At 63.6% G+C, this 24,109-nt stretch carries 22 protein-coding genes and 1 pseudogene; 10 read left to right on the forward strand and 13 right to left on the reverse strand.

Annotated features, from left to right (window positions below):
• The first annotated feature begins 76 nt into the window (after window positions 1–76).
• Entirely contained in the window at window positions 77–1,570 is a 1,494-nt protein-coding gene (gene glpK / locus AAIH46_RS15995; RefSeq protein WP_430306967.1) for a glycerol kinase GlpK, read from the forward strand.
• A 67-nt stretch (window positions 1,571–1,637) separates the two neighbouring features.
• Entirely contained in the window at window positions 1,638–2,459 is an 822-nt protein-coding gene (locus tag AAIH46_RS16000) for an HpcH/HpaI aldolase family protein (RefSeq protein ID WP_430306968.1), read from the forward strand.
• A 10-nt stretch (window positions 2,460–2,469) separates the two neighbouring features.
• Here AAIH46_RS16000 and rocF read toward each other — a convergent pair whose 3' ends face one another.
• Together rocF and AAIH46_RS16010 are read right to left on the reverse strand one after the other, a co-directional pair.
• Window positions 2,470–3,390, reverse strand: a complete 921-nt coding sequence (rocF, locus tag AAIH46_RS16005; RefSeq protein WP_430306969.1) for an arginase — start codon at window positions 3,388–3,390, stop codon at window positions 2,470–2,472.
• A gap of 135 nt (window positions 3,391–3,525) precedes the next feature.
• Window positions 3,526–4,452 (reverse strand): lysylphosphatidylglycerol synthase transmembrane domain-containing protein, encoded by a 927-nt coding sequence (locus AAIH46_RS16010; RefSeq protein WP_430307339.1) that lies wholly within the window; start codon window positions 4,450–4,452, stop codon window positions 3,526–3,528.
• Between the two features lie 283 nt (window positions 4,453–4,735).
• On the opposite strand from AAIH46_RS16010, the gene AAIH46_RS16015 reads away from it, so the two are divergent.
• Window positions 4,736–5,338 (forward strand): SCO family protein, encoded by a 603-nt coding sequence (locus AAIH46_RS16015; protein ID WP_430306970.1) that lies wholly within the window; start codon window positions 4,736–4,738, stop codon window positions 5,336–5,338.
• 65 nt (window positions 5,339–5,403) lie between these two features.
• On the opposite strand, the gene minE is transcribed toward AAIH46_RS16015, so the two are convergent.
• The 5 genes from minE to AAIH46_RS16040 all read right to left on the reverse strand — a co-directional run bounded on the left by minE (window position 5,404) and on the right by AAIH46_RS16040 (window position 9,892).
• The gene (gene minE, locus AAIH46_RS16020; RefSeq protein WP_430306971.1) at window positions 5,404–5,664 is read right to left on the reverse strand and encodes a cell division topological specificity factor MinE; all 261 of its coding nucleotides are present in this window, start codon (window positions 5,662–5,664) and stop codon (window positions 5,404–5,406) included.
• Window positions 5,661–6,476 carry a septum site-determining protein MinD gene (gene minD, locus AAIH46_RS16025; RefSeq protein WP_430306972.1) on the reverse strand — a complete coding sequence of 272 codons (816 nt, stop codon included), beginning with the start codon at window positions 6,474–6,476 and terminating at the stop codon, window positions 5,661–5,663. The genes minE and minD overlap by 4 nt, the downstream gene beginning before the upstream one ends.
• A 29-nt stretch (window positions 6,477–6,505) precedes the next feature.
• Window positions 6,506–7,267 carry a septum site-determining protein MinC gene (gene minC, locus AAIH46_RS16030; protein ID WP_430306973.1) on the reverse strand — a complete coding sequence of 254 codons (762 nt, stop codon included), beginning with the start codon at window positions 7,265–7,267 and terminating at the stop codon, window positions 6,506–6,508.
• 239 nt (window positions 7,268–7,506) lie between these two features.
• Entirely contained in the window at window positions 7,507–9,021 is a 1,515-nt protein-coding gene (gene glpD, locus AAIH46_RS16035; RefSeq protein WP_430306974.1) for a glycerol-3-phosphate dehydrogenase, read from the reverse strand.
• 97 nt (window positions 9,022–9,118) lie between these two features.
• Window positions 9,119–9,892 (reverse strand): DeoR/GlpR family DNA-binding transcription regulator, encoded by a 774-nt coding sequence (locus AAIH46_RS16040; RefSeq protein WP_430306975.1) that lies wholly within the window; start codon window positions 9,890–9,892, stop codon window positions 9,119–9,121.
• Window positions 9,893–10,133: 241 nt separating this feature from the next.
• Here AAIH46_RS16040 and AAIH46_RS16045 point away from each other — a divergent pair, with 241 nt between their 5' ends.
• The 7 genes from AAIH46_RS16045 to AAIH46_RS16075 all read left to right on the forward strand — a co-directional run bounded on the left by AAIH46_RS16045 (window position 10,134) and on the right by AAIH46_RS16075 (window position 16,209).
• Window positions 10,134–10,562, forward strand: a complete 429-nt coding sequence (locus AAIH46_RS16045) for a helix-turn-helix domain-containing protein (RefSeq protein ID WP_430306976.1) — start codon at window positions 10,134–10,136, stop codon at window positions 10,560–10,562.
• 6 nt (window positions 10,563–10,568) lie between these two features.
• On the forward strand, window positions 10,569–12,395 hold the full coding sequence (locus AAIH46_RS16050) for a hypothetical protein (RefSeq protein ID WP_430306977.1): 1,827 nt from the start codon (window positions 10,569–10,571) through the stop codon (window positions 12,393–12,395).
• A 12-nt stretch (window positions 12,396–12,407) separates the two neighbouring features.
• Window positions 12,408–12,626 carry a hypothetical protein gene (locus tag AAIH46_RS16055; protein WP_430306978.1) on the forward strand — a complete coding sequence of 73 codons (219 nt, stop codon included), beginning with the start codon at window positions 12,408–12,410 and terminating at the stop codon, window positions 12,624–12,626.
• Between the two features lie 405 nt (window positions 12,627–13,031).
• Window positions 13,032–14,213 (forward strand): YcaO-like family protein, encoded by a 1,182-nt coding sequence (locus AAIH46_RS16060; protein WP_430306979.1) that lies wholly within the window; start codon window positions 13,032–13,034, stop codon window positions 14,211–14,213.
• On the forward strand, window positions 14,210–14,917 hold the full coding sequence (locus AAIH46_RS16065) for a TfuA-like protein (RefSeq protein WP_430306980.1): 708 nt from the start codon (window positions 14,210–14,212) through the stop codon (window positions 14,915–14,917). Before AAIH46_RS16060 ends, AAIH46_RS16065 begins: the two co-directional genes overlap by 4 nt.
• Before the next feature lie 111 nt (window positions 14,918–15,028).
• A complete protein-coding gene (locus AAIH46_RS16070; protein ID WP_430306981.1) occupies window positions 15,029–15,265 on the forward strand; it encodes a hypothetical protein in 237 nt (78 codons plus the stop codon).
• A gap of 194 nt (window positions 15,266–15,459) precedes the next feature.
• Entirely contained in the window at window positions 15,460–16,209 is a 750-nt protein-coding gene (locus tag AAIH46_RS16075; protein WP_430307340.1) for a potassium channel family protein, read from the forward strand.
• A 30-nt stretch (window positions 16,210–16,239) separates the two neighbouring features.
• Here AAIH46_RS16075 and AAIH46_RS16080 read toward each other — a convergent pair whose 3' ends face one another.
• The 6 genes and pseudogenes from AAIH46_RS16080 to AAIH46_RS16105 all read right to left on the reverse strand — a co-directional run bounded on the left by AAIH46_RS16080 (window position 16,240) and on the right by AAIH46_RS16105 (window position 24,095).
• Entirely contained in the window at window positions 16,240–17,673 is a 1,434-nt protein-coding gene (locus tag AAIH46_RS16080; RefSeq protein ID WP_430306982.1) for an NAD(P)(+) transhydrogenase (Re/Si-specific) subunit beta, read from the reverse strand.
• A 19-nt stretch (window positions 17,674–17,692) separates the two neighbouring features.
• Window positions 17,693–19,264, reverse strand: coding sequence for a Re/Si-specific NAD(P)(+) transhydrogenase subunit alpha (locus tag AAIH46_RS16085; RefSeq protein ID WP_430306983.1), 1,572 nt, complete (start codon window positions 19,262–19,264; stop codon window positions 17,693–17,695).
• A 224-nt stretch (window positions 19,265–19,488) separates the two neighbouring features.
• Window positions 19,489–20,937, reverse strand: a pseudogene (locus AAIH46_RS16090) (aldehyde dehydrogenase).
• Between the two features lie 171 nt (window positions 20,938–21,108).
• Window positions 21,109–21,861, reverse strand: coding sequence for an ABC transporter ATP-binding protein (locus tag AAIH46_RS16095; protein ID WP_430306984.1), 753 nt, complete (start codon window positions 21,859–21,861; stop codon window positions 21,109–21,111).
• Window positions 21,855–22,922 (reverse strand): FecCD family ABC transporter permease, encoded by a 1,068-nt coding sequence (locus AAIH46_RS16100; RefSeq protein WP_430306985.1) that lies wholly within the window; start codon window positions 22,920–22,922, stop codon window positions 21,855–21,857. The genes AAIH46_RS16095 and AAIH46_RS16100 overlap by 7 nt, the downstream gene beginning before the upstream one ends.
• A gap of 66 nt (window positions 22,923–22,988) precedes the next feature.
• Window positions 22,989–24,095 carry an ABC transporter substrate-binding protein gene (locus tag AAIH46_RS16105; RefSeq protein ID WP_430307341.1) on the reverse strand — a complete coding sequence of 369 codons (1,107 nt, stop codon included), beginning with the start codon at window positions 24,093–24,095 and terminating at the stop codon, window positions 22,989–22,991.
• Window positions 24,096–24,109: the final 14 nt, after the last annotated feature.

Genomic DNA, 24,109 nt, shown 5'->3' on the forward strand with positions numbered 1-24,109 from the left:
GTTGCCGGCGGCGCTGCGGCTTTGCTCCTAGCCGCAAAGACATGATCGCAAGCCGTTAGGGAGACGGATACGCCGCATGAAGGACTTCATTCTCGCCATCGACCAGGGCACGACCTCCACGCGCTCGATCGTTCTCGATCGCAGCTATCGGAACTGCGGCGCCGGACAGCAGGAATTTACCCAGCATTTTCCGCGATCGGGCTGGGTTGAGCACGAGCCAGAGGATCTCTGGACGACGACGGTCGAGACGGCTCGCGCTGCAATGCAGGCGGCAGGCGTTTCGGCCGACCAGATAGCCGCTATCGGCATCACCAATCAGCGCGAGACCGCCCTCGTCTGGGACAGACGAACCGGCAAGGCGATCCACAAGGCGATCGTCTGGCAGGACCGGCGCACCGCCGAGCATTGCGCTCGCCTGCGCAGCGACGGAAACGCGGAACTTGTCGCCGAGCGCAGCGGCCTCCTGATTGATCCTTATTTCTCGGCGACCAAAATTGCCTGGCTTCTCGACAATGTTCCTGGCGCCCGCGAGGCGGCAGAGGCCGGCCATCTCGCTTTCGGCACGGTCGACAGCTGGCTGGTCTACAAGCTGACCGGCGGCCGGCGTCACGTCATCGACGTCACCAACGCGTCGCGCACCATGCTGTGCAATATCGGCAGCGCCGACTGGGACGACGACCTGCTGAAGCTGTTTGGTGTGCCGCGCTCGATGCTGCCGGAGATCCTCTCCAACATCGACGCATTCGGCGAGACGGAGCCGGACCTGTTCGGCGGTGCTATTGCCATCCGCGGCGTCGCCGGCGACCAGCAGGCGGCTGTCATCGGACAAGCCTGCTTTACGCCGGGAATGATGAAATCCACCTACGGTACGGGCTGCTTTGCGCTGCTCAACACCGGCGCCGATCGCGTCGCCTCGCAGAACAGGCTGCTGACGACCATTGCCTACAGGTTGGACGGCGAGATTCATTATGCGCTGGAAGGCTCGATCTTCATTGCCGGGGCTGCGGTGCAATGGCTGCGCGACGGCTTGAAGATGATCGGCAAGGCCTCCGAAACGTCAGAGCTTGCCGCCAAGGCCGATCCCGGCCAGCGGGTCTATCTCGTTCCGGCCTTTACCGGGATGGGTGCTCCGTGGTGGGACGCCGAAGCGCGCGGCGCAATGTTCGGCATCACCCGCAATACAGGCCCGGCGGAGTTCGCCCGGGCAGCGCTCGAATCCGTCTGCTTCCAGACCCACGATCTGCTCGGCGCAATGCGCAAGGACTGGCCGGGTCAGGCGGACACCTTGCTGCGGGTCGATGGCGGCATGGCGGCCAACGACTGGACCATGCAGCGGCTGGCGGACATTCTCGGCGTCGCCGTCGATCGTTCCTCATCGACGGAGGTCACCGCACTGGGTGCTGCCTGGCTTGCGGGCCACGGGGCCGGTCTCTGGCCGGACCAGCAGGGTTTTGCCGCCGAGTGGCAGCGCGAGCGGCAATTCGCGCCATCCATGGATGAAACCGAGCGGGGCGAACTGCTGGCCGGATGGGGCTCGGCGGTGCATTGCACACTCGGCTTTGGCAAGTGAGCAGCGTTTCGCCGCCGCGGTATTTGTTCATCCCGCCTCTTCATGATCTCCAGAAAGGACGTCCAGCATGTTCACCCCCAATCGCCTGAAGAGCCAGCTGTTGTCCGGAGAGGCCGCCTATGGCTGCTGGGTGGCGGGTGGCTCTGCCACGAACGGCGAGATCCTCGGACATGTCGGCTTCGACTTTGTGCTGGCCGACCACGAGCACGGCATTGGTGACACGCGAGACATCGTCGACATCCTGCGGGCGATCGAGGGGACGCCGACGCCGGCCATGGTGCGGGTGCCGTGGAACGATCATGTGCTGTTGAAGCGGGTGATCGACGCCGGCGTCCAGTCGGTGATGATCCCATCGGTCGACACACCGGAGGCAGCGGAGGCGGCCGTGAAGGCCTGCCTGTACCCGCCGCAGGGTTTCCGCGGCTACGCGGCGTCCGTCGTGCGCGCCTCCACCTTCGGCATGGAACCGGATTACGTGGCAAAGGCCAACGGCAACATGCTCATCGCAATCCAGCTCGAATCGGAAACAGCCGTCCGGAACGCGGCGGCGATCTCGGCAATCGAGGGGGCGGACATCATCTTCATCGGCATCAACGACCTGGCCGCCTCCATCGGGCTGATCGGCCAGACGGACCATCCGGACGTGCAGGCCCTGACGCGTCAGGCTGAAGAGGCGATCCTCAAGGCAGGCAAGGTGATGGGAACGGTTCCCAATGCGGGTGCCGGCGTCAACGATCTGCTCGACCGCGGCTACCGGTTCATCGCGGGTCCATACGACGTGGCGCTGCTGCGCGACGCCGCCCGCGCCGCGTTGAACGACTATCGGGCGATCCGCGAGGCGCGGGCACGCGGCGAGGTTCCGAAGACCGGTAAGGGCACCTCCTACTGATCCGCATGGATCAGTAGCGGCGGGTCGGGCGGTCCATGACCTTGCGGCCCATCAGGCTCGCGGTCAGGTCGACCAGCATGGTTGCCGTGCGACCGCGCTCGTCGAGGAAGGGATTGAGCTCGACCAGATCGAGGCTGGAGACGAGTCCGCTGTCGTGCAGCATCTCCATCACCAGATGTGCCTCGCGGAACGTCGCGCCGCCCGGAACGGTGGTACCAACGGCCGGTCCGACGGATGGGTCGAGGAAATCGACGTCGAGGCTGACATGCAGCAGCCCATCGGCCGCCTCCACCTGTTTCAGGAAGGCACCCAGCAGAACCGCAACGCCATATTCGTCGATTGCCCGCATGTCGTGGACGACGACGTCGGTCTCGTTGAGTGCCGCGCGTTCGGCCGGATCGACGCTGCGAATGCCGATCATGCAGACATTGGCGGGATCGACTGGCGTATCGAGGGCCGGGAAATGTGCGTCGAAACCGGGCCGGCCAGTGAAATAGGCGACCGGCACGCCGTGCAGGTTGCCGCTGGTCGTGGTCTCCAGCGTGTGGAAATCGGTATGCGCGTCGAGCCACAGGACGAAGAGTGGCTTCCCGGCCTCGGCGGCCCGGCGGGCAATGCCCGAGACACTGCCGGCGGACAGCGCGTGGTCGCCGCCAAGGAAGATGGGCATGCCCTCGGCGCTTTCCCGGTAGGCAGTATCGGCAATCTCACGGATCCAGCCGCTGACGACGGGCAGATTGCGCAGCGTCGGGTTGGCGTGCGGCGAGGCATCGGATGGCGTTGGCGATAGGTTGCCGAGATCGGTGACCTGATGGCCAAGGTCCCGCAAAGCGGGCGCCAGCCCCGCGGTCCGCAGCGCGCTCGGGCCCATTTCACAACCCAGCTGTGACGCGCCGTCCTGCAGGGGCACCCCGATCAATTTGCAATGCATGTCTCATCTCCGTTTGCCGTGCCATCAAATCACAGCGGAATGCCGATCTGAACACCACGCAGCGCCGAAACTGACCTCGTCTTCTGTCAAACTGATGAACGTGCGGATGCGTTCTGCCAGCCGACGTCCCTGAAGTCAGCTTTGGCGGCGCAGAAGGTTTCGCTCGAAGACCAGCACGACGACCAGCGACAATGCGAGCGGGATGAGCAGATAAAGGAGCCGGAAGACGATCAGGGCGGCAAGGACATCCGACGGGTCTATCTCCGGCAGCCCCTTGACGAACAGCAGCTCCAGAACGCCCAGTCCACCTGGCGCGGTCGACGCGAGCGCTGCCGAAAATGACATCAGGAAAATCCCCAGCACGGTGAAAAAGCCGGGATTGGCCGCCTCCGGCAGCGCGAAGTAGATGATCGCGGCAGCGCCCAGCAGTTCCAGCGGGCCGATGACCAGTTGCAGCAAGACTGTGCGGAGGTTGGGATAGAAGATCTTGATCGGGCCGAGAACCAGTGGCCGCAGACCTCGCCAGCTTCCGTAGACATAGGCACCCACCGCAAGCAGCAGCAGGATGCCGATGGCGCGTGCCATCTCCGGCGACAGGCTGTCGATGAAGCGTCCGGCAAGCGCCGGATCGAAGGTCAGGCTGATGCCGCTCAGCAGGATCGTGCCGAGCGCGAAGGTGAAGGAGCAGAAGGCCACGAGCTGGCCGATCTCGATCGCCGACATGCCCTTCGAGGAATAGGCGCGGTAGCGGATCAGCGAACCGGACAAGACCGAGGCGCCGAGATTGTGCGAAATAGCATAGGTGGTGAACGAGGTGAGGGTGATGAACAGGAAGCTGATCTTGCGACGAAGGTGCCTGAGCGCCAGGGCATCATATCCGGCCAGTGCGATATAGGCGACGAGGGCGCCGACGCCTGCCAGCAGCCACCGATGCAGGGAAATGGCGGAGAAGCTGTCGCCGAGTTGATCCAGCGAGACCCCGCGCAGCTCACGATACAGAAACCAGGCGGACACCGCGACGGCAATCAGGCCCACCACCGGCCATGCATACTTCTTGAAAATCGCCCTTACCCCGCCTCTTCAGTCTCCCGCTGAAGCCATTGTCACCGACAAGGCTTAAGCGGAAGATAGGCAACGAGTGCCTGATTAGAAAGGCGCGGGGAACGATTTGTTGATCCTTAAAGTTTCGGCTGGACGAAGCGGTGCTTAGCGCGTGCGAGGCAAGGGCTTGACGCTCGTGGCAGGTGCAACGTGGAGCGCCCCTGTCAAACTGCCGCATTGCCGCCCCCTGACGATATGCTACCTGTCTCGCCGACGGCGACGCTGACCAACCGGAGTATATGGAATGAACCGCAATCCTCTGACGCTTCTGGCGATGGGATGTGCCGGCGTGTTCTTCGCGGTTCTGGTCGGCGTGATGTTCTGGGTTTCCGCCGACAGTGCGCGGGCGCGCAACGGCCCTTTTCAGGCCAGCTTCTCGCTTGTCGACGATCGCGGTGCGCCGGTCGATGAAGGATTGTTCAAGGGTGCGCCGTCGATCGTCTACTTCGGCTATACCCACTGCCCGGAGGTCTGCCCGACGACACTCTTCGAAGTGACGGACTGGCTGAACAGGCTCGGGCCGGATGGCGAGAAACTGAAGGCGTACTTCTTCAGCATCGATCCGCAGCGCGATACGCCGCAGGTGATGCATGCCTATGTGACGGCGATTACCGACCGGATTACCGGCGTCACCGGCGATCCCGCGGAAATGAAGAAGGTGACGGACGGCTGGATGATTCATTCGTCGCGCAGCTTCGGCGACGACAGCGATTACCACATGAGCCACACGACGTCGCTGCTGCTGATCGGTGCCGACGGGCGTCTCAAGGGAATGATCCCCTACGGCTCGGATGGCGATCAGGCGCTCCAGAAGATCCGCGCGACCCTCTTGACCCACGCATCCTGACCGGTTTCCACGAAACCCGAAGAACGGGAAGCTTTTCAGCTCCCCGTTCTTACTAGCATTTGCAGTCAGGCTGCCTGCATGGTGGCGTTGAGCGGGATCTCGACGTCGATCTCGAGGATCGAGACGTGCTCGTCGCGATCCATCTTGACCTTCACCCGGTCCGCATCGACCTCGACATGCTTGGCGATGACCGCCAGGATTTCCTCGCGCAGGATAGAGACGAGATCGCAGCTGGTTGCTGCACGCTCGTGGGCGAGCAGGACCTGAAGGCGTTCGCGTGCCAAAGGCGCCGAGCGCTGCTTGTTGAAAAGCCGGAAGATGTTCATGCGGCCCTCCGAGCAAAGATTTTGCCGAAAATACCGCGCTTGTCCTCGGGCATGGAAACCGGAACGGTCTCGCCTGCCAGGCGACGTGCAGCTTCGAAATAGGCCATCGACGGAGCGCACTTCGCGTCGGCGAGCGTGACCGGCGCACCGAGGTTGGAGGCGCGCAGCACGTCCATGCTTTCCGGAATGATGCCGAGCAGCGGGATCGACAGGATCTCGAGCACGTCCTCGACCTTCAGCATGTCGCCGCGCTGGGCGCGTGCCGCGTCGTAGCGGGTCAGCAGCAGGTGCTTTTCCATCCGCTCGCCGCGTTCGGCCTTCAGCGTCTTGGAATCCAACAGTCCGATGATCCGGTCGGAGTCACGAACCGAAGAAACTTCCGGATTGGTGACGACGACGGCAACGTCCGCATGCCGCATGGCAAGCGTCGCACCGCGCTCGATGCCGGCCGGGCTGTCGCAGATGACCCAGTCGAAGTAGCGCTTCAACTCGGCGATCACCCATTCGACGCCTTCGGGCGTCAGGTTGTCCTTGTCGCGGGTCTGTGAGGCTGGCAGCAGGAACAGCGTCTCCAGCCGCTTGTCGCGGATCAGTGCCTGGGGCAGCTTGGCGTCGCCCTGAATGACGTTGACCAGATCGTAGACGACCCGGCGTTCCGCACCCATGACGAGGTCCAGATTGCGCAGACCGACGTCAAAATCGACGACGACGACCTTTTCGCCGCGCTGCGCCAGCGCTGCACCGAGCGCTGCCGTCGAGGTCGTCTTGCCAACCCCGCCCTTGCCCGACGTGACGACGATTACCTTCCCCATCTTTCTCTCCTGTGCTTGAGCTTGGTCGCTCAATTGAGTTTCTCGACCATGATCGAATCGCCATCGAGCCAGAGCTGCACGGGCTTGCCCAGCAGATCGGCCGGCAGATCCTCGGCCACCTTGTATATTCCGTCGATCGCGATCAGCTCCGCTTCCAGCTTGCGGCAGAAGATGCGCGCTGAAGCATTGCCAACCGAGCCTGCCATGGCGCGGCCACGCAGGGCTCCGTAGATATGAACCGAGCCGCCGGCGATCACTTCCGCGCCGGATGCGACGGAGCCGATGACGGTGACGTCACCTTCCGTAAAGATGATCGATTGCCCGGACCTTACGGGTTCGCGGATGACCAGGGACTGCAGCACCGGCCGGCTTTCGAGCGTCACGGGAGCAGCCGTCGGCGCATCCTCGTCGCCCGTCTTCGGCTTCTCGGCGGTCGCCTCAAGGGTAGGCTCGGTCGCGGTAACTTCCACGTCGCCGGCCGGTCGTCCGCCCTTCAGGACCGGCGGCATGCCGGCCGCGATCATCGACGGCCGAGCGCCCTCGATGCCCATGATGCTGACGTTGCGCGCCGTCAGTTCGCCGAGGAATTCCTTCAGCTGAGCCCGGTCGATCGGCAGATCCGTGACGTCCAGAACCACCGGCCTGTTGAGGAAAAAGCCGGCAGAACGTGCGGCGAGGTCGTCGAGCCGTGCCAGCCAGTCATTGAGCGGCAGGTCCGGTGACAGCACCACAGCGAGGAATGAGCGTCCCTTGATCCGGATCGAGCGAGCGTCTGTTAGCACTTTGGTCATCTACGTAAACAAATCGTTGATGATGGGTACTGCTGATTTGGTTAACGAAAGGTTAACGCGAGGCCTTGGCGGCATCGTTCAAGCCCTTGAGCAGGCCATGCCGAGGAGGTGACGAAAGCCTCGCGTAAGGCCCGCCGACGGCGCAGCGATACGCTTGCGTCCGCGAGCCGTTGAGGGCCGTGGAACGGTAAGCTCAGAAGGTGGTTGGAGCTGCCGATCCGACAGCTCATGGGTGGAGATCAGGCCGTCTGGCGGACCCGCGCCATGTACGCGTCGAGGCCGGCCGCCTCATCTGTCGTCAGGAACAGACCCTGTTTGGTGCGGCGCCACAGAATGTCCTCGGCGGTTCGCGCCCATTCCTTCTCGACCAGCCAGCTAACTTCCGCCTCGTAGAGCGATCCGCCGAAGTGGCGCCCAAGGTCTGCAGTGCTGGCGGCTGTGCTCACAAGGGTTGCAGCGTCGGTGCCGTAGCAGCGAACGAGCCGCTCGGCATGCCGCTTCTCGATGAACGGATAGAGCGACCGCAACCGCTTGACCTGATCTTCATAGCCATTGACGGCGAAGTTGCCGCCGGGGAGCCGGCTGCCGGCGGTCCAGGATGAGCCCTTGGTACCGATCGCTTCGCCGATCTTCTCCAGTGCGTGTTCGGCCAGCCGGCGATAGGTGGTGAGCTTGCCGCCGAAGACGTTGAGGATCGCTGCCTCGCCATCGGGCGCTTCCAGCTTCAATACGTAGTCACGGGTGGCTTCCTGCGCCTTCGAGGCGCCGTCGTCGAAGAGCGGCCGGACGGCTGAGTAGCTCCAGACGATATCGTCGGGGCGGACGGGTTGCGCGAAATACTCGCTGGCGGCGTTGCAGAGGTACTCGATCTCCGGGCCGCTGATCCTCACATCCTTCGGATCGCCGGTGTAGTCGCGGTCCGTGGTGCCGATCAGCGTGAAAGCGCCTTCGTAGGGGATGGCGAAGAAGATCCGGTTGTCCGGGTTCTGGAAGAAGTAGGCCCGCGCGTGGTCGAACTTCTTGCGGACGATGATGTGCGAGCCCTGCACCAGACGGACGTTGTGCGCATTGTTGCGGCCGACCACGCCGGACAGCACCTGATCCACCCAGGGGCCGGCAGCGTTGACGAGCATCCGCGCCTGCACCGTCCGCGTGTCGCCAGTCTCGGTGTTCTGGATGCTGATCGACCAGTGCCCTTCCTGGCGGTGGGCCGAAACTACCTTTGTCCGGTTGTAGATGGTCGCGCCACGCATGGCCGCATCGCGGGCGTTGAGGACGACGATGCGGGCGTCGTCCACCCAGCCGTCGGAATACTCGAACGCGCGTCCGAAGATCGGCTTCAGCGATTTGCCGGCCTCGTCGCGCTTCAGATCGATCGTTTTCGTTGCCGGGAGCAGCTTGCGGCCGCCGAGATGATCGTAGAGGAAGAGCCCGAGGCGGATCATCCAGGCCGGGCGGATACCACCCTTCTGGTAAGGCAGCACGAAACGCAGCGGCCAGATGACATGCGGCGCCATCGCCCAGAGCACTTCGCGTTCCATCAGCGCCTCGCGGACGAGGCGGAACTCATAGTGTTCGAGGTAGCGAAGCCCGCCATGGATCAGCTTGGTAGCACCCGACGAGGTGCCTGAGGCGAAGTCGTTCATTTCCGCCAGCGCGACACTGTAGCCGCGGCCCGCAGCATCGCGGGCGATACCGCAGCCGTTGATGCCGCCGCCGACCACGAAGATATCAAAGACAGGCGCGTCCACCATGAACCAATCCCTTGCCGCTTCAAACGACTTCAAATGAAACCGAAAAGATCCTAAGTGAACCCGTGTCGAGCGTCAAACGAAAGCATCGATGTGTGGGTTATTCCGGCCGGCTGTTGGTCTCGATCAGCCGAATATCCTGCGCGGCGCAGACGCCCCTGACATTTTCCGAGGTGCAGCGATCGGTGATAAACGTGTGCACCTGGGAAATATGGCCGATCCGCACCGGTGCAGTGCGGTCGAACTTCGAGGCATCCGAGACCAGGATGACGTGGCGGGCGTTCTCGATGATCGCCTGCGCCACCTTCACCTCGCGAAAATCGAAGTCCAGGAGAGCGCCGTCCTCATCGATGGCGGAGACGCCGATGACCGCGAAATCGACCTTGAACTGGCGGATGAAATCAACCGCGGCCTCTCCGACGATCCCGCCATCCGAGCCGCGCACGACGCCCCCGGCAATCACCACCTCGATCAATGGGAAGACCCGCAAGCGATTGGCAACATTGATGTTGTTGGTGATCACCATCAGCTCCCGATGATCGACGAGAGCATCGCCCACAGCTTCCGTGGTCGTGCCGATGTTGATGAACAGCGAGGACTGGTCGGGGATGATCGAGGCGGCCGCCCTCCCGATCGCCTGCTTCTCGGCGGCCGCCATCGACCGGCGCGCTTCGTAGCGGACATTCTCGTTGCCACTGGGAAACAGCGCACCGCCATGCATGCGGATCAGTGCACGGCCGTCGCAGAGGTCGTTCAGGTCCTTGCGGATCGTCTGTGGGGAAACTGCGAAACGCGCCGCCAGTTCGTCGACAAGGACCCGCCCCTGCTGCTTGGCGATCCCCATGATGTCGGTTTGACGACTGGAGAGATGCATATAGGCGGTCCCTTTCGTTTGATCTTCATCCTAGGACAAAATGAACGTGGGGCAAAGGGCGCCGGTTCGGCTCGGGTGCTCGCGTCGTGGGTTCGCGAGGGCGCCGCTAATATAAGGTGTCGAATATGCAACTCTATCTTGCTAATTCGGTTACATGCTCGTATATGCACGCAACTCAGTTGCGGGCCGCTAATTTTTCCGCAATGATGTTTTAGACAACGATTCAGCCGGAGCGAAGAACTTGAAGAAATCCCCCAATGCCATCGACGTCCACGTCGGATCCCGGATCCGACTGCGTCGGACCATGCTCGGCATGAGTCAGGAAAAGCTGGGCGAGGGCCTGGGCATCACCTTTCAGCAGGTGCAGAAGTACGAAAAGGGCGCCAATCGCGTCGGCGCCAGCCGCCTGCAGCACATTGCCGAGGTGCTGAACGTTCCGATCCCGTTCTTCTTCGAAGGTGGCCCGGGCGCCATGAGCGCCAACCCGGAACTGCTCGGTGATGCGGCAAGCGAATTTCTCGGCTCGCGCGAATGCGTTGCCCTGGCAACCGCCTTTTCCGCAATCGAAGACAAGCGCGTCCGCCAGAGCATCCTCGGTCTCGTCCAGTCGCTGGCTGCTGAAGCCGCCACTGGTCGCCAGACCAAGGACGCGGTGCACGCTGCGCACTGACACCAGATGGCCTTCACCCTCACCACGCTGGGGAATTGCCAACTTACCGACAACAGCGGCGGCCAGATCCGTGCGCCGCTGATGGCGTTGATCATGCTGGCCTATCTCTACGAGACAGGCCAGCCGATCCAGCGTCGGGACCTCGCGCATCTGTTGTGGCCCGGCAATCGTGAGTCGGCGGCGACCAATCTCCGGTCGACGGTCCGTCGGCTTGTCCAGGCGAGCGCTCATTCTCCCCATCCTCTGATCACCACCGACGGATCGACGATCACCGTCGACCGGACGGCGCTTGCCTGCGACCTCGACGTCGAGGCCGTCGGCACGCCGGTTCAGCAGCTGGAAGCCTCCTGCCGCGCCGTCGTTACGCAATTCCTCCCGAGCGAGGGTAAGAGCGCGACGCCGATCGACCAATGGGTTCGTCACGTTCGTGCCCGACACGTCTCGCTGCTGCGCGAGCGCTTCCTGGCCTTTGCCGCCTCCCCCGATGCGGCTGGCGCCCGGGCGCAGGTGCATCGCGCCGCCATCGTCCTTCTTGAATGGGATCCGGGTGACGAAGAGGTGCGCCGTCATCTTTCCGCCTCGCCCGCCGAAACAATGCCGGCGGCCTCCGTACCGGCAACGGCCAAGCAGGCGATCCCGCTGCAGCCGACCTCTTCGATCATCGTCGAGCAGTCGGAACTGCTCGGCGGATCGCCGCCGCGCGTCGCGCTTCTTCCGCCGGAAACGCTGCAGGGTGCCCAGCGCGCTGGCTCGGTCGCAAATGCGCTGATCGAGGATTTGACCATCGACCTGTGCTCCAGCCGGGCGGTGTCGGTTGTGGCGCCCTATACGTCGGAGCGCATCCGCGCCTCGAAGGACAAGGCGAGCCTTCTGGAACGTCATCGGGTCATCTACGCGCTCGATACGCAGAGGTCCGGCGAATGGCTGTTCGTCCAGTTGATCTTCATGCCGACCGACGAGATCGTCTGGGCAAAACGCTTCCAGATGGACCCGCGGCTGATCGCCGATCAGCGGGCCGAGATCGCCGGCGCCATCAAGACCTCGCTGATCGACCTGATGAACAGCCGCGCTCCGTTTGCCGACCAGTTCCACCAGGCGCCCGAAGCCTATTTCGCCTATCTGCGCGGCTTGCAGAGCCTGTCGGACCTCACTTTGCCGGCCGTGCGCAAGGCGCGGCGGCATTTTCGCGAGGCGCTCGATCACGAGCAGGATTTCGGCATGGCGTTGGTCGGGATTTCCCGAACGCTCAGCCTTGAATGGATCCTGACCGCGCGCGGCGATGACGAATTGCTGCTGCAGGCCGAAAAGCTGGCCAATACCGCGATCGAGCGCGATGGGCGGTTGGCGGGGGCCTACAAGGAGCTTGGCGTCAGCCAGCTGTATCGCGGCCGGATCGACGACAGCCTCCACGCCCTCGAACAGGCGGAAACCATGAGCCCGCATTATGCGGATGTTCTGCTAAGCTATTCCGACAGCCTGGTGCATGCCGGAAAAGCGGCCGAGGGCTTGAATAAGGTGAAGGCCGCTATTGATCTCAACCCGCTTTCGCCGGATACCTATCTATGGTCGGCCGCGGGCGCCAGCTTCTTTCTCGGCGCCTACAGCGACTCGATCGAATATATCAGCCGGATGCGCGATTCCCGCCCGGCTGACCGGCTTGCAGCCGCATGCTGGGGCATGCTCGGTGAGACTTCTAAGGCCCGCCGCTGTCGGCAGAGGGTCCTTAAAGACAATCCGGGATTCGATTACGAGCGTTGGCTCCAGGTGATCCCGCTCAAGGAAGACTGGCAGCGTGAAATCTATCGCGAAGGCCTGACGAAGGCCGGATTTTAAGGAGGAATGGCAATGGCACAAGTTGTACTCATCGGCATCCCGGGCGAAGACGGCCTCTGGCTTGCAGACCTCGCAAGGGGCAGCGTGACGCCGCTGGAAGGCGGTCTTTCCGGCAACCTGGCAGCGGTTGAATCCGTGCGTCAGGCGGGCGGAACCGTGATGAAGGATGTCGATTTCGCCGTCGCAGTCTCGTCGGCCTCGGAGATCGCCTCCGGCTTCCTCGAAGGCTGATACCGTCGGGCGCGACCGGCTTTCCGGCTCGCGGCAATCAAGCGGTTGCTGAGCGGTTACGCGCTGCGTGATCGTTCGGCTGCTTGGCGGCACAGATCAGTCAGCTCCCGGTTCTTCTGCCGCCTGCAGGAGCCGGTGCCTCTTATTGTGCAGACTCTGTCGTGGCTTGCATGTCGCCCTGCGGCCCCAGCGGAAGAGTGATTGGTACCTTAGTCATCGCCGGTGGTAGGGCATTTGATGGCTCTAGTCGGCTCGGTTCGAGCGCCGTCGACCTATAGAGGCTTCTGAGAAAGTTCCGACGGTCCAAGCGCGCTGATGCACTCGACCCTCGGCCGATGCATCTTCTTGCTGTGATGGCCTGTCGGGGCGCCATGCAGCAACTCCCAATCACGCAGTGATCCTTTCGTGGCAAATCCCTCCCACCGCATCTGCTCTGCCGGCGAGACTTTCGATCGGGTATCGCCGTTCCTTTTGAGGCTCGGCATCACCCGCCTGTCGCGGCAGACGGATCTCGATCGCATCGGCATCCCTGTCTGGTGCGCCTTTGCGCCGAACGCCCGGGCGATCGTGATCGCGCAGGGAAAGGGTCTTGAGGATGACGCTGCCCGCACCTCGGCTGCCATGGAGGCTGTCGAGCGATCGGTCGCCACCCAGCCCGCGTGCTCGCTCATCACCGACAGCGTAGCAGGTCTCGAGGCGAAGGGCATGCGTGCCGATAGACTGGATGGCCTGGTGGCCGCTGGCAAAAAGCCGCTCGCACCCGACGAGGTGCTGCAGTGGGTTCGGGCACAGCATCTCCTCGACGACCAACCGATCTGGCTGCCTTTCGACGCCGTCCATCTCGATCGGACCGAAGATGATCCCCGGTTCTGGCGGTCATCGGACGGGCTCGCCTCCGGCAATACGCGCGAGGAAGCTGTGCTTCACGCAGTGCTGGAGCGCGTGGAACGCGATGCGTTGACCCTGTGGCAGATCCTGCCGCTCCACCAGCGTTACGCGCGGCGGATCGACCACGAGACGCTTGCCGATGACGATCTGCGGGCGTTGCTTGCGAAGACAAAGGCTGCGGAATTGGACATCGCGCTGTTCGATATCACCACCGATCTTGGCATTCCCTGCGTCGCGGCCGTGCTCGGACCGGCGGCAGGGTCGGCAAACGCCGCCACGCGGCATGTCGAGGTGACACTCGGTTGCGGCTGTTCGCTTTCGCCGACGGGCGCCGCCGGTCGCGCGGTGACGGAAGCCATCCAGTCGCGCATGACCTTCATCGCCGGCGCGCGGGACGACCTGCTGCCGCAGATGTTCGAGAAGGTCGTCGCGCCGGAAACCCTGGCCGCCTTCGAGGCGCCACGGCAGATTGACCTCTGCGAATTGCCGTTTCTCCATGCCGCCACGGCGGCGGAAGCCGTCGGCGTGATCACCAGCCAGTTGACGTCGAAGGGAGTTGGCAAGCTCTACGCCGTCGATCTCGCGCCGGATTGGCTGCCGGCGGCGGTCGTGAAGGTTATCGCACCGCAGCTTGAAAATCCGGACGGTGACCGCCGGGTCCTGTTCGGAGCGCGGGCACTGTCGCGGGCTCTCGCATGAAGGTGGTCTTCGTTGGTCCGAGTCTGCCGGATGCTGCAGCCGTTGCCGGTGGCTGGGTCGACATCCGACCTCCCGCGCGGCAGGGGGACGTTATGCGGGCACTGGAAGATGGCGCACTGGCTATCGGCCTGATCGACGGCTTCTTCGAGATGGTCGCGCCGGTCTGGCACAAGGAACTCCTGTTCGCGCTGTCGCAGGGGGTGCCGGTGCTCGGCGCTGCCAGCATGGGAGCTCTGAGAGCGGCGGAGTGCGAAGCCTTCGGCATGCTCGGCATCGGCCGGATTTTTGACGACTATGCGTCTGGCGCGCGGGTTGACGACGCCGATGTTGCCCTGCTTCACGGGCCGGCGGAGCTCGGTTACCCGTCGCTCACCGTTCCGATCGTCAATCTCGACGCCACCCTCGAAAATGCTGTGCGGCTGGACATTCTTGATCCATCTCAGGCCGCAAGGCTTGCTGAAGCCGGCCGATCGCTCTTCTACAAGAACCGCACATGGAAGAGCATGGCTTCGGTAGCCGGTTTCGACGGCACCTGGTTGAGGGCAATCGTCAGCGATGCATTCGTCGACCAGAAGCGGAGCGACGCATGTCTGCTACTGGACAAACTCGTCCATATCGACGGCGCCGTACAATCCAAGCGAGAGTGGACGTTTCATGCGACGCCCCTATGGCGTCGGCTCTACCCGGTTCTTCCGTCGAATTAACCAGTTAGCTCCGCGCAATGGCGTCACGCGCTGCGTGTGCAACGGCTTTGCAACGCGCATGCAACGATAACCTGTGTCACTTTACCCTCACGTTTGTGGAAGGGGTAAGGCATGAACCGTTCTGAAATTGATTTGGAGTGCAACGAACGGCGCGAGGAGTATTTCGCGCTGATCAACATGATTGGCTATGCCATGGGTATCGCAGAATCGCTGGGTGCATCGTCGGCGGCATCTCATATCGAAGCGGCGCGTCAGGCTCTGGTGAGCGACGTGCAGTCGGAGCTCTCCGGCATCCTGTCGAAGGATGGGGTCATTCAACTGTCAACGCTGCGTGCCGGCCACTGCTGATCGGTGGCCTTCGCTGATCCGCAATCCAATCGCCGTTGGTCGGGGCCGGCGGCCATCGGTGCGGGTCAGCCGCCTGACTGCCCTAACGCACCCGCATTTGCGTTGCGACTTGACGGCGCGCCTGGAGCGGCTAGCTTCACCGCATGCATCAGATAAAAGCGACAGCGGCCAGACGCGGCGGCTATTTTCCCGGCATGCAGGCGCGCCTGCGGCGGCTGGAGGAAGGGCGCGAGCCCTGGGCGCTTCGGTTGCAGGCCCTGTTCGCCTGCATCGACCTGCTGATCCTCGCCTTCTTCATTCTCGGTCCATACCTCAGGGATACGCCGAGCTACCTGCTCATAGACTACGCGATCGCGGCCTGGATCGGCATCGAGCTTTCCGGGCGGGCGGTGACGTCCACGTCGCTTGGCGCCTTCTTCAAGCGGATCATGACGTGGATCGACCTGATCATCCTGGTCACCTTGCTGTTTCCCGACGCGCTGTTCAACTTTGCCTTCCTGCGGGCAATGCGGGTCTGGGCGGTCGGCAACAGCCCGCTGGTGCGCGAGGGGCTGCGCTGGGCAGGCTGGCTGGTCTACCGGGACGTGGTGCGTGCCTGCATCAACGTCGTCGTCTTTCTTTTCATGGTGACGGGCTTCGTCTACACGAGCTTCTTCTACGGCCGGGATGCCGGTGAAGGTTTCGTCGATGCGCTCTACTTCACGGTCGCGACGGTGACCACAACCGGTTTCGGCGACATCGTCCTTCCCGGAACGCTTGGAAAGCTCACCTCCGTCGTGACGATGATCATCGGCATCTCGCTGTTCGTGCGGCTCGCACAGGCGATCTTCCGGCCGTACAAGGTTGCCTTCAGCTGTCCGACATGCGGTCTGCGGCGGCACGATGCGGATGCCGTCCACTGCAAGGCATGCGGCGAGCTCCTGAACATCCCGAACGAGGAGTGACACCGCCGGTGCGGTGCGTCACCGCTACCGCTACCGGATCAGCGGCAGAAGCTCGCTCACCGACTTCTTGGCATCACCGTAGAACATCCGGGTGTTCTCCTTGTAAAACAGCGGGTTCTCAATGCCGGAATAGCCTGTTCCCTGGCCGCGCTTGGAGACGAAGACCTGCTTTGCCTTCCAGACCTGCAGCACCGGCATGCCAGCGATCGGCGAATTCGGGTCTTCCTCTGCCGCCGGGTTGACGATGTCGTTGGAGCCGATGACGATGACCACGTCAGTCTGCGGAAAGTCGTCGTTGATCTCGTCCATTTCCATGACGATGTCGTAGGGCACCTTGGCTTCGGCGAGCAGCACGTTCATGTGGCCCGGCAGCCGGCCGGCGACCGGGTGGATGGCGAAACGCACCGTCTTTCCGGCCGCGCGCAGCTTGCGCGTCAGTTCCGACACGGCCTGCTGTGCCTGCGCCACCGCCATGCCGTAGCCCGGAACGATGATGACGCTGTTTGCCTCGTTGAGCGCGGTCGCTACGCCCTCTGCGTCAATGGCGATCTGCTCGCCCTCGATTGCCATGGCCGGCCCCGCCGTGCCGCCGAAGCCACCGAGGATGACCGAGACGAAGGATCGGTTCATCGCCCTGCACATGATGTAGGAGAGGATCGCGCCGGACGAGCCGACCAGCGCACCGGTGACGATCAGGAGGTCGTTGCCCAGCGTGAAGCCGATGGCGGCGGCCGCCCAGCCGGAATAGCTGTTCAGCATCGAGACGACGACCGGCATGTCCGCCCCGCCGATGCCCATGATCAGGTGATAGCCGATGAAGAAGGCGGCAAGCGTCATCAGGATCAGCGCCCAGGCGCCGGCGCCGTTGGCATAGGCGACCAGAAGGATGATGCTGAGCGCGGCCGCACCGGCGTTGAGCAGATGGCCGCCGGGCAGTTTTTTGGCCTTGCCGTCGACCTTGCCGGCCAGCTTGCCGAAGGCGACGACGGATCCGGTGAAGGTGACGGCGCCGATGAACACGCCGAGGAAGACCTCGACGCGCATGATCGACAGTTCGACCGGGCTCTTGTGCGCGAGGATCGCGGCAAAGCCGGAGAGCATCGACCGGGCTGTCTCGTCCATGCCTGCAATCCGCCAGGCTTCGATATGGGCATTGAAGCCGATGAACACGGCGGCAAGGCCGACGAAGGAATGCAGTGCCGCAACAAGCTGCGGCATTTCCGTCATCTGGACGCGCGATGCAACGTAATAGCCAAGGACTGAGCCGCCGGCGATCATCAGGACGACGATGAACCAGTTGCCGACATCCGGCCCGAAGACGGTGGCGATCACCGCCAGCGCCATGCCGGTGATGCCGTACCAGACGGCCCGCTTGGCGCTTTCCTGTCCAGACAGGCCGCCGAGAGACAGGATGAAGAGGACGGCTGCGGCGACATAGGCCGCTGATACGATACCGAGTGTCATTGTTTTCTTCCCTCCCCGCTCACGACTTCTGGAACATGGCGAGCATGCGCCGTGTGACGAGGAAACCGCCGACAATGTTGATCGTGGCGATCAGCACCGAAAGCGAGGCAAGCACGACGACCAGCCAGTTGCCGGATCCGACCTGCAGGAGAGCGCCGAGGATGACGATGCCGGATACCGCATTGGTGACCGCCATCAGCGGCGTGTGCAGCGAATGGCTGACATTCCAGATCACCTGGAAGCCGATGAAGCAGGCAAGCACGAATACCACGAAGTGGCTCATGAAGCTTGCCGGAGCCACTGTGCCAACCAGCAGCAGCAGGATGGTGCCGATGGCGAGAAGCATGACCTGGTTCTTCGTCTGCGCCTTGAACGCTGCGGTCTCGCTGGCACGTTTTTCTTCCGGCGTCGGCTCCTTCAGCTTTTCCCTCGGCTTCTGCGCCGCGATCGCCTGGATCTTTGGCGGTGGCGGGGGATAGGTGATCTCCCCATCAAAAATGACGGTGGCGCCACGAATGACGTCATCTTCCATGTTGTGCACCACCTGCCCGTCCTTGGCCGGCGTCAGATCCGTCATCATGTGACGGATGTTGGTGGCATAGAGGGTCGAGGCCTGGGCGGCCATGCGGCTGGGATAATCCGTATAACCGACGATGGTCACGCCGTTCTCCGAGACGATCTTCTGGTCCGGTACGGTGAGGTCGCAGTTGCCGCCGCGTTCGGCGGCAAGATCGACAACGACGGAGCCGGGCTTCATGGCGGCGACCATGTCTGCGAGCCAGAGTTTCGGCGCGTCGCGGCCGGGGATCAGCGCCGTAGTGATGACGATGTCGATCTCGGGCGCCAGTTCGCGGAATTTTGCCAGCTGCTTCTCGCGGAATTCCGGCGACGACGGAGCCGCATAGCCGCCGGCTGCCGCGCCGTCCTGGCTCGCCTCGAAGTCGAGGTAGACGAATTGCGCGCCCATGCTCTCGATCTGTTCGGCGACTTCCGGGCGAACGTCGAAGGCGTAGGTGATCGCACCGAGCGAGGTGGCGGTTCCGATTGCCGCAAGACCTGCGACGCCGGCGCCGATCACCAGCACCTTTGCCGGCGGCACCTTGCCGGCTGCCGTGACCTGCCCGGTGAAGAAGCGGCCGAAATTGCTGCCGGCTTCGATGACGGCCCGGTAGCCGGCGATGTTGGCCATCGACGACAGCGCATCCATCTTCTGGGCCCGCGAGATGCGCGGCACCATGTCCATGGCGATGACATTGGCGCCCCTCGCCCGCACCTGCTCAAGAAGCTCGGCGTTTTGGGCCGGATAGAAGAAGGAGATGAGCGTCTTGCCGGGAGACAGGCGCTCGACCTCTGCAGGCTCGGGCGGGCGCACTTTGGCGATCACGTCGGCGGTCTGGAAGAGTTCGGCTGCCGTCTCGACCACCGACACGCCGGCGGTCCGGAACGCCTCGTCGGAGAAACCCGCCGCCTTGCCCGCGCCGGACTGAATGAGGCAGTCGTAGCCCAGCTTCATCAGTTGAACGGCGCTATCCGGCGTCATCGCGACGCGCGCTTCACCGGCGTAGACTTCTTTCGGAGAACCGATCTTCATCCCTCTTCCCCTCCCTGTCAGGCTGCAGCGCGACGCGTCCCGAAGGTCGCCGTGCCATCAGGCAGTCCCGGAAAGCCGAGCTGCGCAGACCTTGTGTATAGGAGGTAGCACGGATCTGGCGCCGTGAAAGCCACGCTTTGGACGGATGCGGTACGCCCGGCGCGAAAAAGCGCAGAACCGCAGGTTTCGCCCTTTACGGTTGCGTTCCAGGCGGATCGCGGCGGTCAGAACGGATAGTGTTGGTGCGGATCCTCGATGGTGATCCAGCGCAGGTCGGTAAATTCCGCAATCGCCGCCTTGCCGCCGAACCGGCCATAGCCCGAGCTCTTCACGCCGCCGAACGGCATCTGAGCCTCGTCGGCAACCGTCGGGCCATTGATGTGGCAGATCCCCGTCTCCAGACGGGCGGCAATGTCCATTGCCCGCTTGATGTCGCGGCTGTAGATGGATGCCGACAGGCCGTAGTCGCTGTCGTTGGCGATGCGGATGGCTTCCTCCTCATCCTTGACGCGGATGACCGGCTTCACCGGCCCGAAGCTTTCCTCGTCGAAGGACCGCATGCCCGCCTTGACGTTGTCGAGCAGCGTGGCCGAGACGACGCTGCCGTCAATCTGCCCGCCGGCGGCAAGCGTTGCGCCCTTGGCGAGCGCATCATCGATGAACTCCCGCATCTTGACGGCCGCCTCCGGATTGACCAGCGAGCCCAGCACCACATGGCCGCGCGGATCGCCGGCCGGCAGCGATGCGGCGCGCGCCGCGAGCTTTTCGACGAACTCGTCGGCGACCGCCTCGTGGACGATCAGCCGCTCCGTCGACATGCAGATCTGGCCCATGTTCATGTAGCAGCCGAAGACGGCCGCGTTGACCGCCGCATCGATATCGGCATCCTCCAGCACCAGAAGCGGCGCCTTGCCGCCCAGTTCCAGGAGCGCCGGCTTCAGGTGGCGACCGCAGAGTTCGCCGATGATGCGGCCGACCCTGGTCGATCCGGTGAAGTTGACGCGGCGCACTTCCGGCGCGGCGATCAGCGCCTCGACGATCCGCGCGGCGTCCTGCGGGGCGTTTGTGATGACGTTGATCACGCCATCCGGCAGCCCCGCCTCGACCAGCACCTCGCCGATCAGCACATGCATGCCGGGGCACGCCTACGATGCCTTGAGGATGACGGTGTTGCCGCAGGCGATGGCCATGGCGACGGCGCGGGTGCCGAGGATCACCGGTGCGTTCCACGGTGCGATGCCGACACAGACGCCGGCTGCCTGGCGCATCCCCATGGCGATCGTGCCGGGTTTGTTGGAGGGAATGATTTCGCCCTGGATCTGGGTGGTCATGCTTGCCGCTTCCCGGAGCATGCCGGCGGCCAGCATGGTGTTGAAGACGGCCCAGGGTGCCGTGCCGCCGGTCTCGGCGATCATCAGTTCGCTGAACCTCTGGGCCTTGGTCTCCATCACGTCTGCAGCCTTCAGCAGCAGTGCGCGCCGCTCGCCCGGGCCGGTGCGTGACCATGATCGGAAGGCTGCCTGTGCCGCAGCCACCGCTGCCTTCACGTCCTCGACATCTGCCGCAGGCGCCCGTGTCGCAACCTGACCGGTGAACGGATCGAGACGGTCGAACGTCCTGCCGGATATCGCCCCGACGGTCTTGCCCCCGATGATCTGCTGGATGTCGAACATGGGTTCCTCCTCCTCTGTCTGACGTCGCGTCATGGCACGAAAGACGGTCGGCCGGCGCTTGCGCACGTCAACCCCCTCGACTTGCCTAGCAAGACCCGGGGGAGTTCGGCAAGACAAGCGTGGCGCACGCGGCTCGGTTCAACCTCGGGCGAACCGGGATGTGACGAGCGCTCAGGCGGTTCCGTCGACGATGACGAGCGGACGTCCCAGCGTGCAGCATTCGATACGCGCATCGACGCGGTAGACGGAACGCAACAGTTCCGGCGTCACCACCTCGAGTGTCGGACCACTGGCGATCAACTCTCCGCCAGCAATCACCATGGTGTTCGAGCAGTAGCGGAGCGCGTGGTTGAGGTCGTGCAGCGCGATCAGCACGGCGATCCGGTCCTGTGCCGCGAGCCGCTTCATGAACTGCAACACCTCGATCTGGCGAAACAGATCGAGCGCCGACGTCGGCTCGTCCATCAGCAGCACTTCCGGCCGCCGGACCAGGGCCTGGGCAATCGCTACCAACTGCCGCTGGCCGCCCGACAGCGCGCCGAGGTCGCGGAAAGCGAGGTCGGATATGTGCAGGGCGGAAAGAAGCCGGTCGATTTCGCGCAGATCGTGTTCGGCGACCCGCCAGCCGGTGCCTTGCTTGGCCGAAAGCAGGATCGACTCGTAGACCGTGAGGACGGCATTGGCACCGGTGTCCTGCGGCATGTAGCAGATCGGTCGAAATCCTTCCCGGACGTCCTCCACCTGCACCACGCCGGAACCCTTGAGCAGCCCGGCGATGCGCTTGAACAGGGTCGATTTGCCGGCCGCATTCGGGCCGATCAGCGCCGTCAGTTCGCCGCCCTTCAGCCAGTCCGTCGTGATGCCGTCGAAGACCTCCGTCTTGCCGTAGCGGGCGCCGACGTCCTGCAGCTTGAGCGCTACCATGCGCGCCTCCGGTTGGTGAAGATGAGCGAGAAGAAGAAGGGAACGCCGACAAGCGCGGTGATCACGCCGATCGGCAGGATAGCCCCGGGGATCAGCATCTTCGAGACGACGGAGGTCGCCGACAGCAGCAGCGCGCCGCAGATCACCGAGCCGGGCAGGAAGAACCGCTGGTCCTCGCCGACAACCATGCGGGCGATGTGTGGGCCGACGAGGCCGACGAAGCCGATCGTCCCGACGAAGGAGACGGGGATCGCCGCAAGCAGGCTGACCAGCATCATGGTCTCAAGCCGGATGGCGCGAACGTTGACGCCGAGGCTTGCGGCCTTGTCGTCACCGAGCCGCAGGGCCGTCAGCGCCCAGGCGCGCCGTGCAAACAGAGGAACGCAGACGACGAGAACTAGGAATGTGACGGCGACTTTCGCCCAGGTGGCCTTGGTGAGGCTGCCCATGGTCCAGAACACAACGGCGGCCAGCGCCTGCTCCGAGGCCAGATATTCGAGCAGCGACAGAAGCGCGTTGAAGGTGAAGACGAGAGCGATGCCGAGGAGCACGATGGTCTCGACCGTGACACCGCGCAGCGTCGAGACGCCGTAGATGAACAGCGACGCCAGCATGGCCATCAGGAATGCATTGATCGGCACCATGTACTGGACGGCCGCCGGAAAGACGGCGACGCCGCCGACTAGCGCCAGCGCCGCACCGAAGCCGGCAGCAGCCGAAATGCCGAGTGTGAACGGGCTGGCAAGCGGATTGGCGAGGATGGTCTGCATCTGCGCGCCGGCGAGCGACAGGCAGGCGCCGACCGTCACCGCCATCAACGCCACCGGCATGCGAATATCCCAGATCACCACGCGCAACTGGTTGGCGACGGCGTCCGGCGTGAAGATCGCCGAAAGCACTTCCTTCAGCGAGTAGCGAGCAGGTCCAAGACCGATATCGACCGCGACGCTGAGGGCAAGCGCAATGGCAAGACCGCAGAGGATGACGATGCGGCGGGCCGCAAGCGCCCGGTAGCGGCCGCGCCCCTCGGTGATGGTGCTGTCGGGAACGGCGATGGCCATCAGGTCTAGCCTTTCTCAGGAGATTTGCATCCGGCGGGAGGTCGCCCGCCGGATGCAATGTTTGCTTTACGTCTTGTCGTTCAGCGAGACGAAGTAGCCGGGCTTGTAGTCGACGGGCAGGAAGCGCGTATGCAATTCGCGGAACGTCGCATCCGGGTCGAGATCCTGGAACAGGTCCGGATGCAGCCACTTGGCCATCTGCTGAATGGCGACGAACTGGTACGGGTTGTTGTAGAACTGGTGCCAGATGGCGTGCACATTGCCCTGCTTGACGGCCTTGATGTCGGTGAAGGCCGGCCGCTTCATCAGGTCGGCGAGCTTCTGGCGGGCAACCGCCTCGTCGGCGCCGGGGCCGACACCAACCCACTTGCCGGCCGGGACGTAGAGCTCCCAGTTGGCGCCCGTAACGATGACCTGATCCGGATCCGAGGCGATGATCTGCTCCGGATTGACGGTGCCGAAGGTGCCAGGAATGATGCCCTTGGCGAGGTTCTCGCCGCCTGCAAGTTCGACCATCCTGCCAAAATTTTCAGAGCCGAAGGACATGCAGCAATCATCGCTGTAGCCGCCGGCGCGCTCCATGAAGACCACCGGCTTCTTGAGATCCTTCGCCTTGGCAATCACATCCGTCACCCGGGCGATCTGCGCATCGTGGAATTCGACGAACTCCTCGGCCTTCTTTTCCTTGCCGAACAGCTTGCCGATCAGTCGCATCGACGGATCGGTGTTCTCCAGCGACTTCTCGCGGAAATCGACGTAGACAAGCGGAATGCCGAGCTTGCCCAGCTTTTCGATGTAGCCGCTCTCTTCGGTTGCCGATTTGGCGTCGATGTTCATGATGATGACGTCAGGCTTCAGCGTCACCGCCTGCTCGATATCGAACGTGCCGTCCTTCATGCCGCCGAAGGTCGGGAGCTTTCCCATCTCCGGGTACTTCGCCAGATAGATGTTGTAGCCGTCGAGGTCGGCCTTCCGGAAGTCGTCCCGCCAGCCGACGACACGCTTGAAGGGCGCCTCGGTGTCCAGTGCCGCCGTGAAATAGATCTGCCGCCCCTCGCCGAGGATCACCCGCTCCACCGGAACGTTGACCTCGACCTCGCGACCCGCGATATCCTTTACCTTGACCTTCTCGGCCGCAGTTGCGATGCCCGACAAAAGGGCAAGCGAAAGCACGGCGGCGGTGGCCA

Origin of the sequence: Rhizobium sp. 0TCS1.26 (assembly GCF_050455525.1) — a bacterium.
GTDB lineage: Bacteria > Pseudomonadota > Alphaproteobacteria > Rhizobiales > Rhizobiaceae > Neorhizobium.

Excerpts from the sequence above, each read along its gene's own strand:
- glpK (WP_430306967.1), top strand. The coding sequence starts at position 77 with ATGAAGGACTTCATTCTCGCCATCGACCAGGGCACGACCTCCACGCGC.
- AAIH46_RS16000 (WP_430306968.1), top strand. The coding sequence starts at position 1,638 with ATGTTCACCCCCAATCGCCTGAAGAGCCAGCTGTTGTCCGGAGAGGCC.
- rocF (WP_430306969.1), bottom strand. The coding sequence starts at position 3,390 with ATGCATTGCAAATTGATCGGGGTGCCCCTGCAGGACGGCGCGTCACAG.
- AAIH46_RS16015 (WP_430306970.1), top strand. The coding sequence starts at position 4,736 with ATGAACCGCAATCCTCTGACGCTTCTGGCGATGGGATGTGCCGGCGTG.
- minE (WP_430306971.1), bottom strand. The coding sequence starts at position 5,664 with ATGAACATCTTCCGGCTTTTCAACAAGCAGCGCTCGGCGCCTTTGGCA.
- minD (WP_430306972.1), bottom strand. The coding sequence starts at position 6,476 with ATGGGGAAGGTAATCGTCGTCACGTCGGGCAAGGGCGGGGTTGGCAAG.
- minC (WP_430306973.1), bottom strand. The coding sequence starts at position 7,267 with ATGACCAAAGTGCTAACAGACGCTCGCTCGATCCGGATCAAGGGACGC.
- glpD (WP_430306974.1), bottom strand. The coding sequence starts at position 9,021 with ATGGTGGACGCGCCTGTCTTTGATATCTTCGTGGTCGGCGGCGGCATC.
- AAIH46_RS16040 (WP_430306975.1), bottom strand. The coding sequence starts at position 9,892 with ATGCATCTCTCCAGTCGTCAAACCGACATCATGGGGATCGCCAAGCAG.
- AAIH46_RS16050 (WP_430306977.1), top strand. The coding sequence starts at position 10,569 with ATGGCCTTCACCCTCACCACGCTGGGGAATTGCCAACTTACCGACAAC.
- AAIH46_RS16055 (WP_430306978.1), top strand. The coding sequence starts at position 12,408 with ATGGCACAAGTTGTACTCATCGGCATCCCGGGCGAAGACGGCCTCTGG.
- AAIH46_RS16065 (WP_430306980.1), top strand. The coding sequence starts at position 14,210 with ATGAAGGTGGTCTTCGTTGGTCCGAGTCTGCCGGATGCTGCAGCCGTT.
- AAIH46_RS16070 (WP_430306981.1), top strand. The coding sequence starts at position 15,029 with ATGAACCGTTCTGAAATTGATTTGGAGTGCAACGAACGGCGCGAGGAG.
- AAIH46_RS16075 (WP_430307340.1), top strand. The coding sequence starts at position 15,460 with ATGCAGGCGCGCCTGCGGCGGCTGGAGGAAGGGCGCGAGCCCTGGGCG.
- AAIH46_RS16080 (WP_430306982.1), bottom strand. The coding sequence starts at position 17,673 with ATGACACTCGGTATCGTATCAGCGGCCTATGTCGCCGCAGCCGTCCTC.
- AAIH46_RS16085 (WP_430306983.1), bottom strand. The coding sequence starts at position 19,264 with ATGAAGATCGGTTCTCCGAAAGAAGTCTACGCCGGTGAAGCGCGCGTC.
- AAIH46_RS16095 (WP_430306984.1), bottom strand. The coding sequence starts at position 21,861 with ATGGTAGCGCTCAAGCTGCAGGACGTCGGCGCCCGCTACGGCAAGACG.
- AAIH46_RS16100 (WP_430306985.1), bottom strand. The coding sequence starts at position 22,922 with ATGGCCATCGCCGTTCCCGACAGCACCATCACCGAGGGGCGCGGCCGC.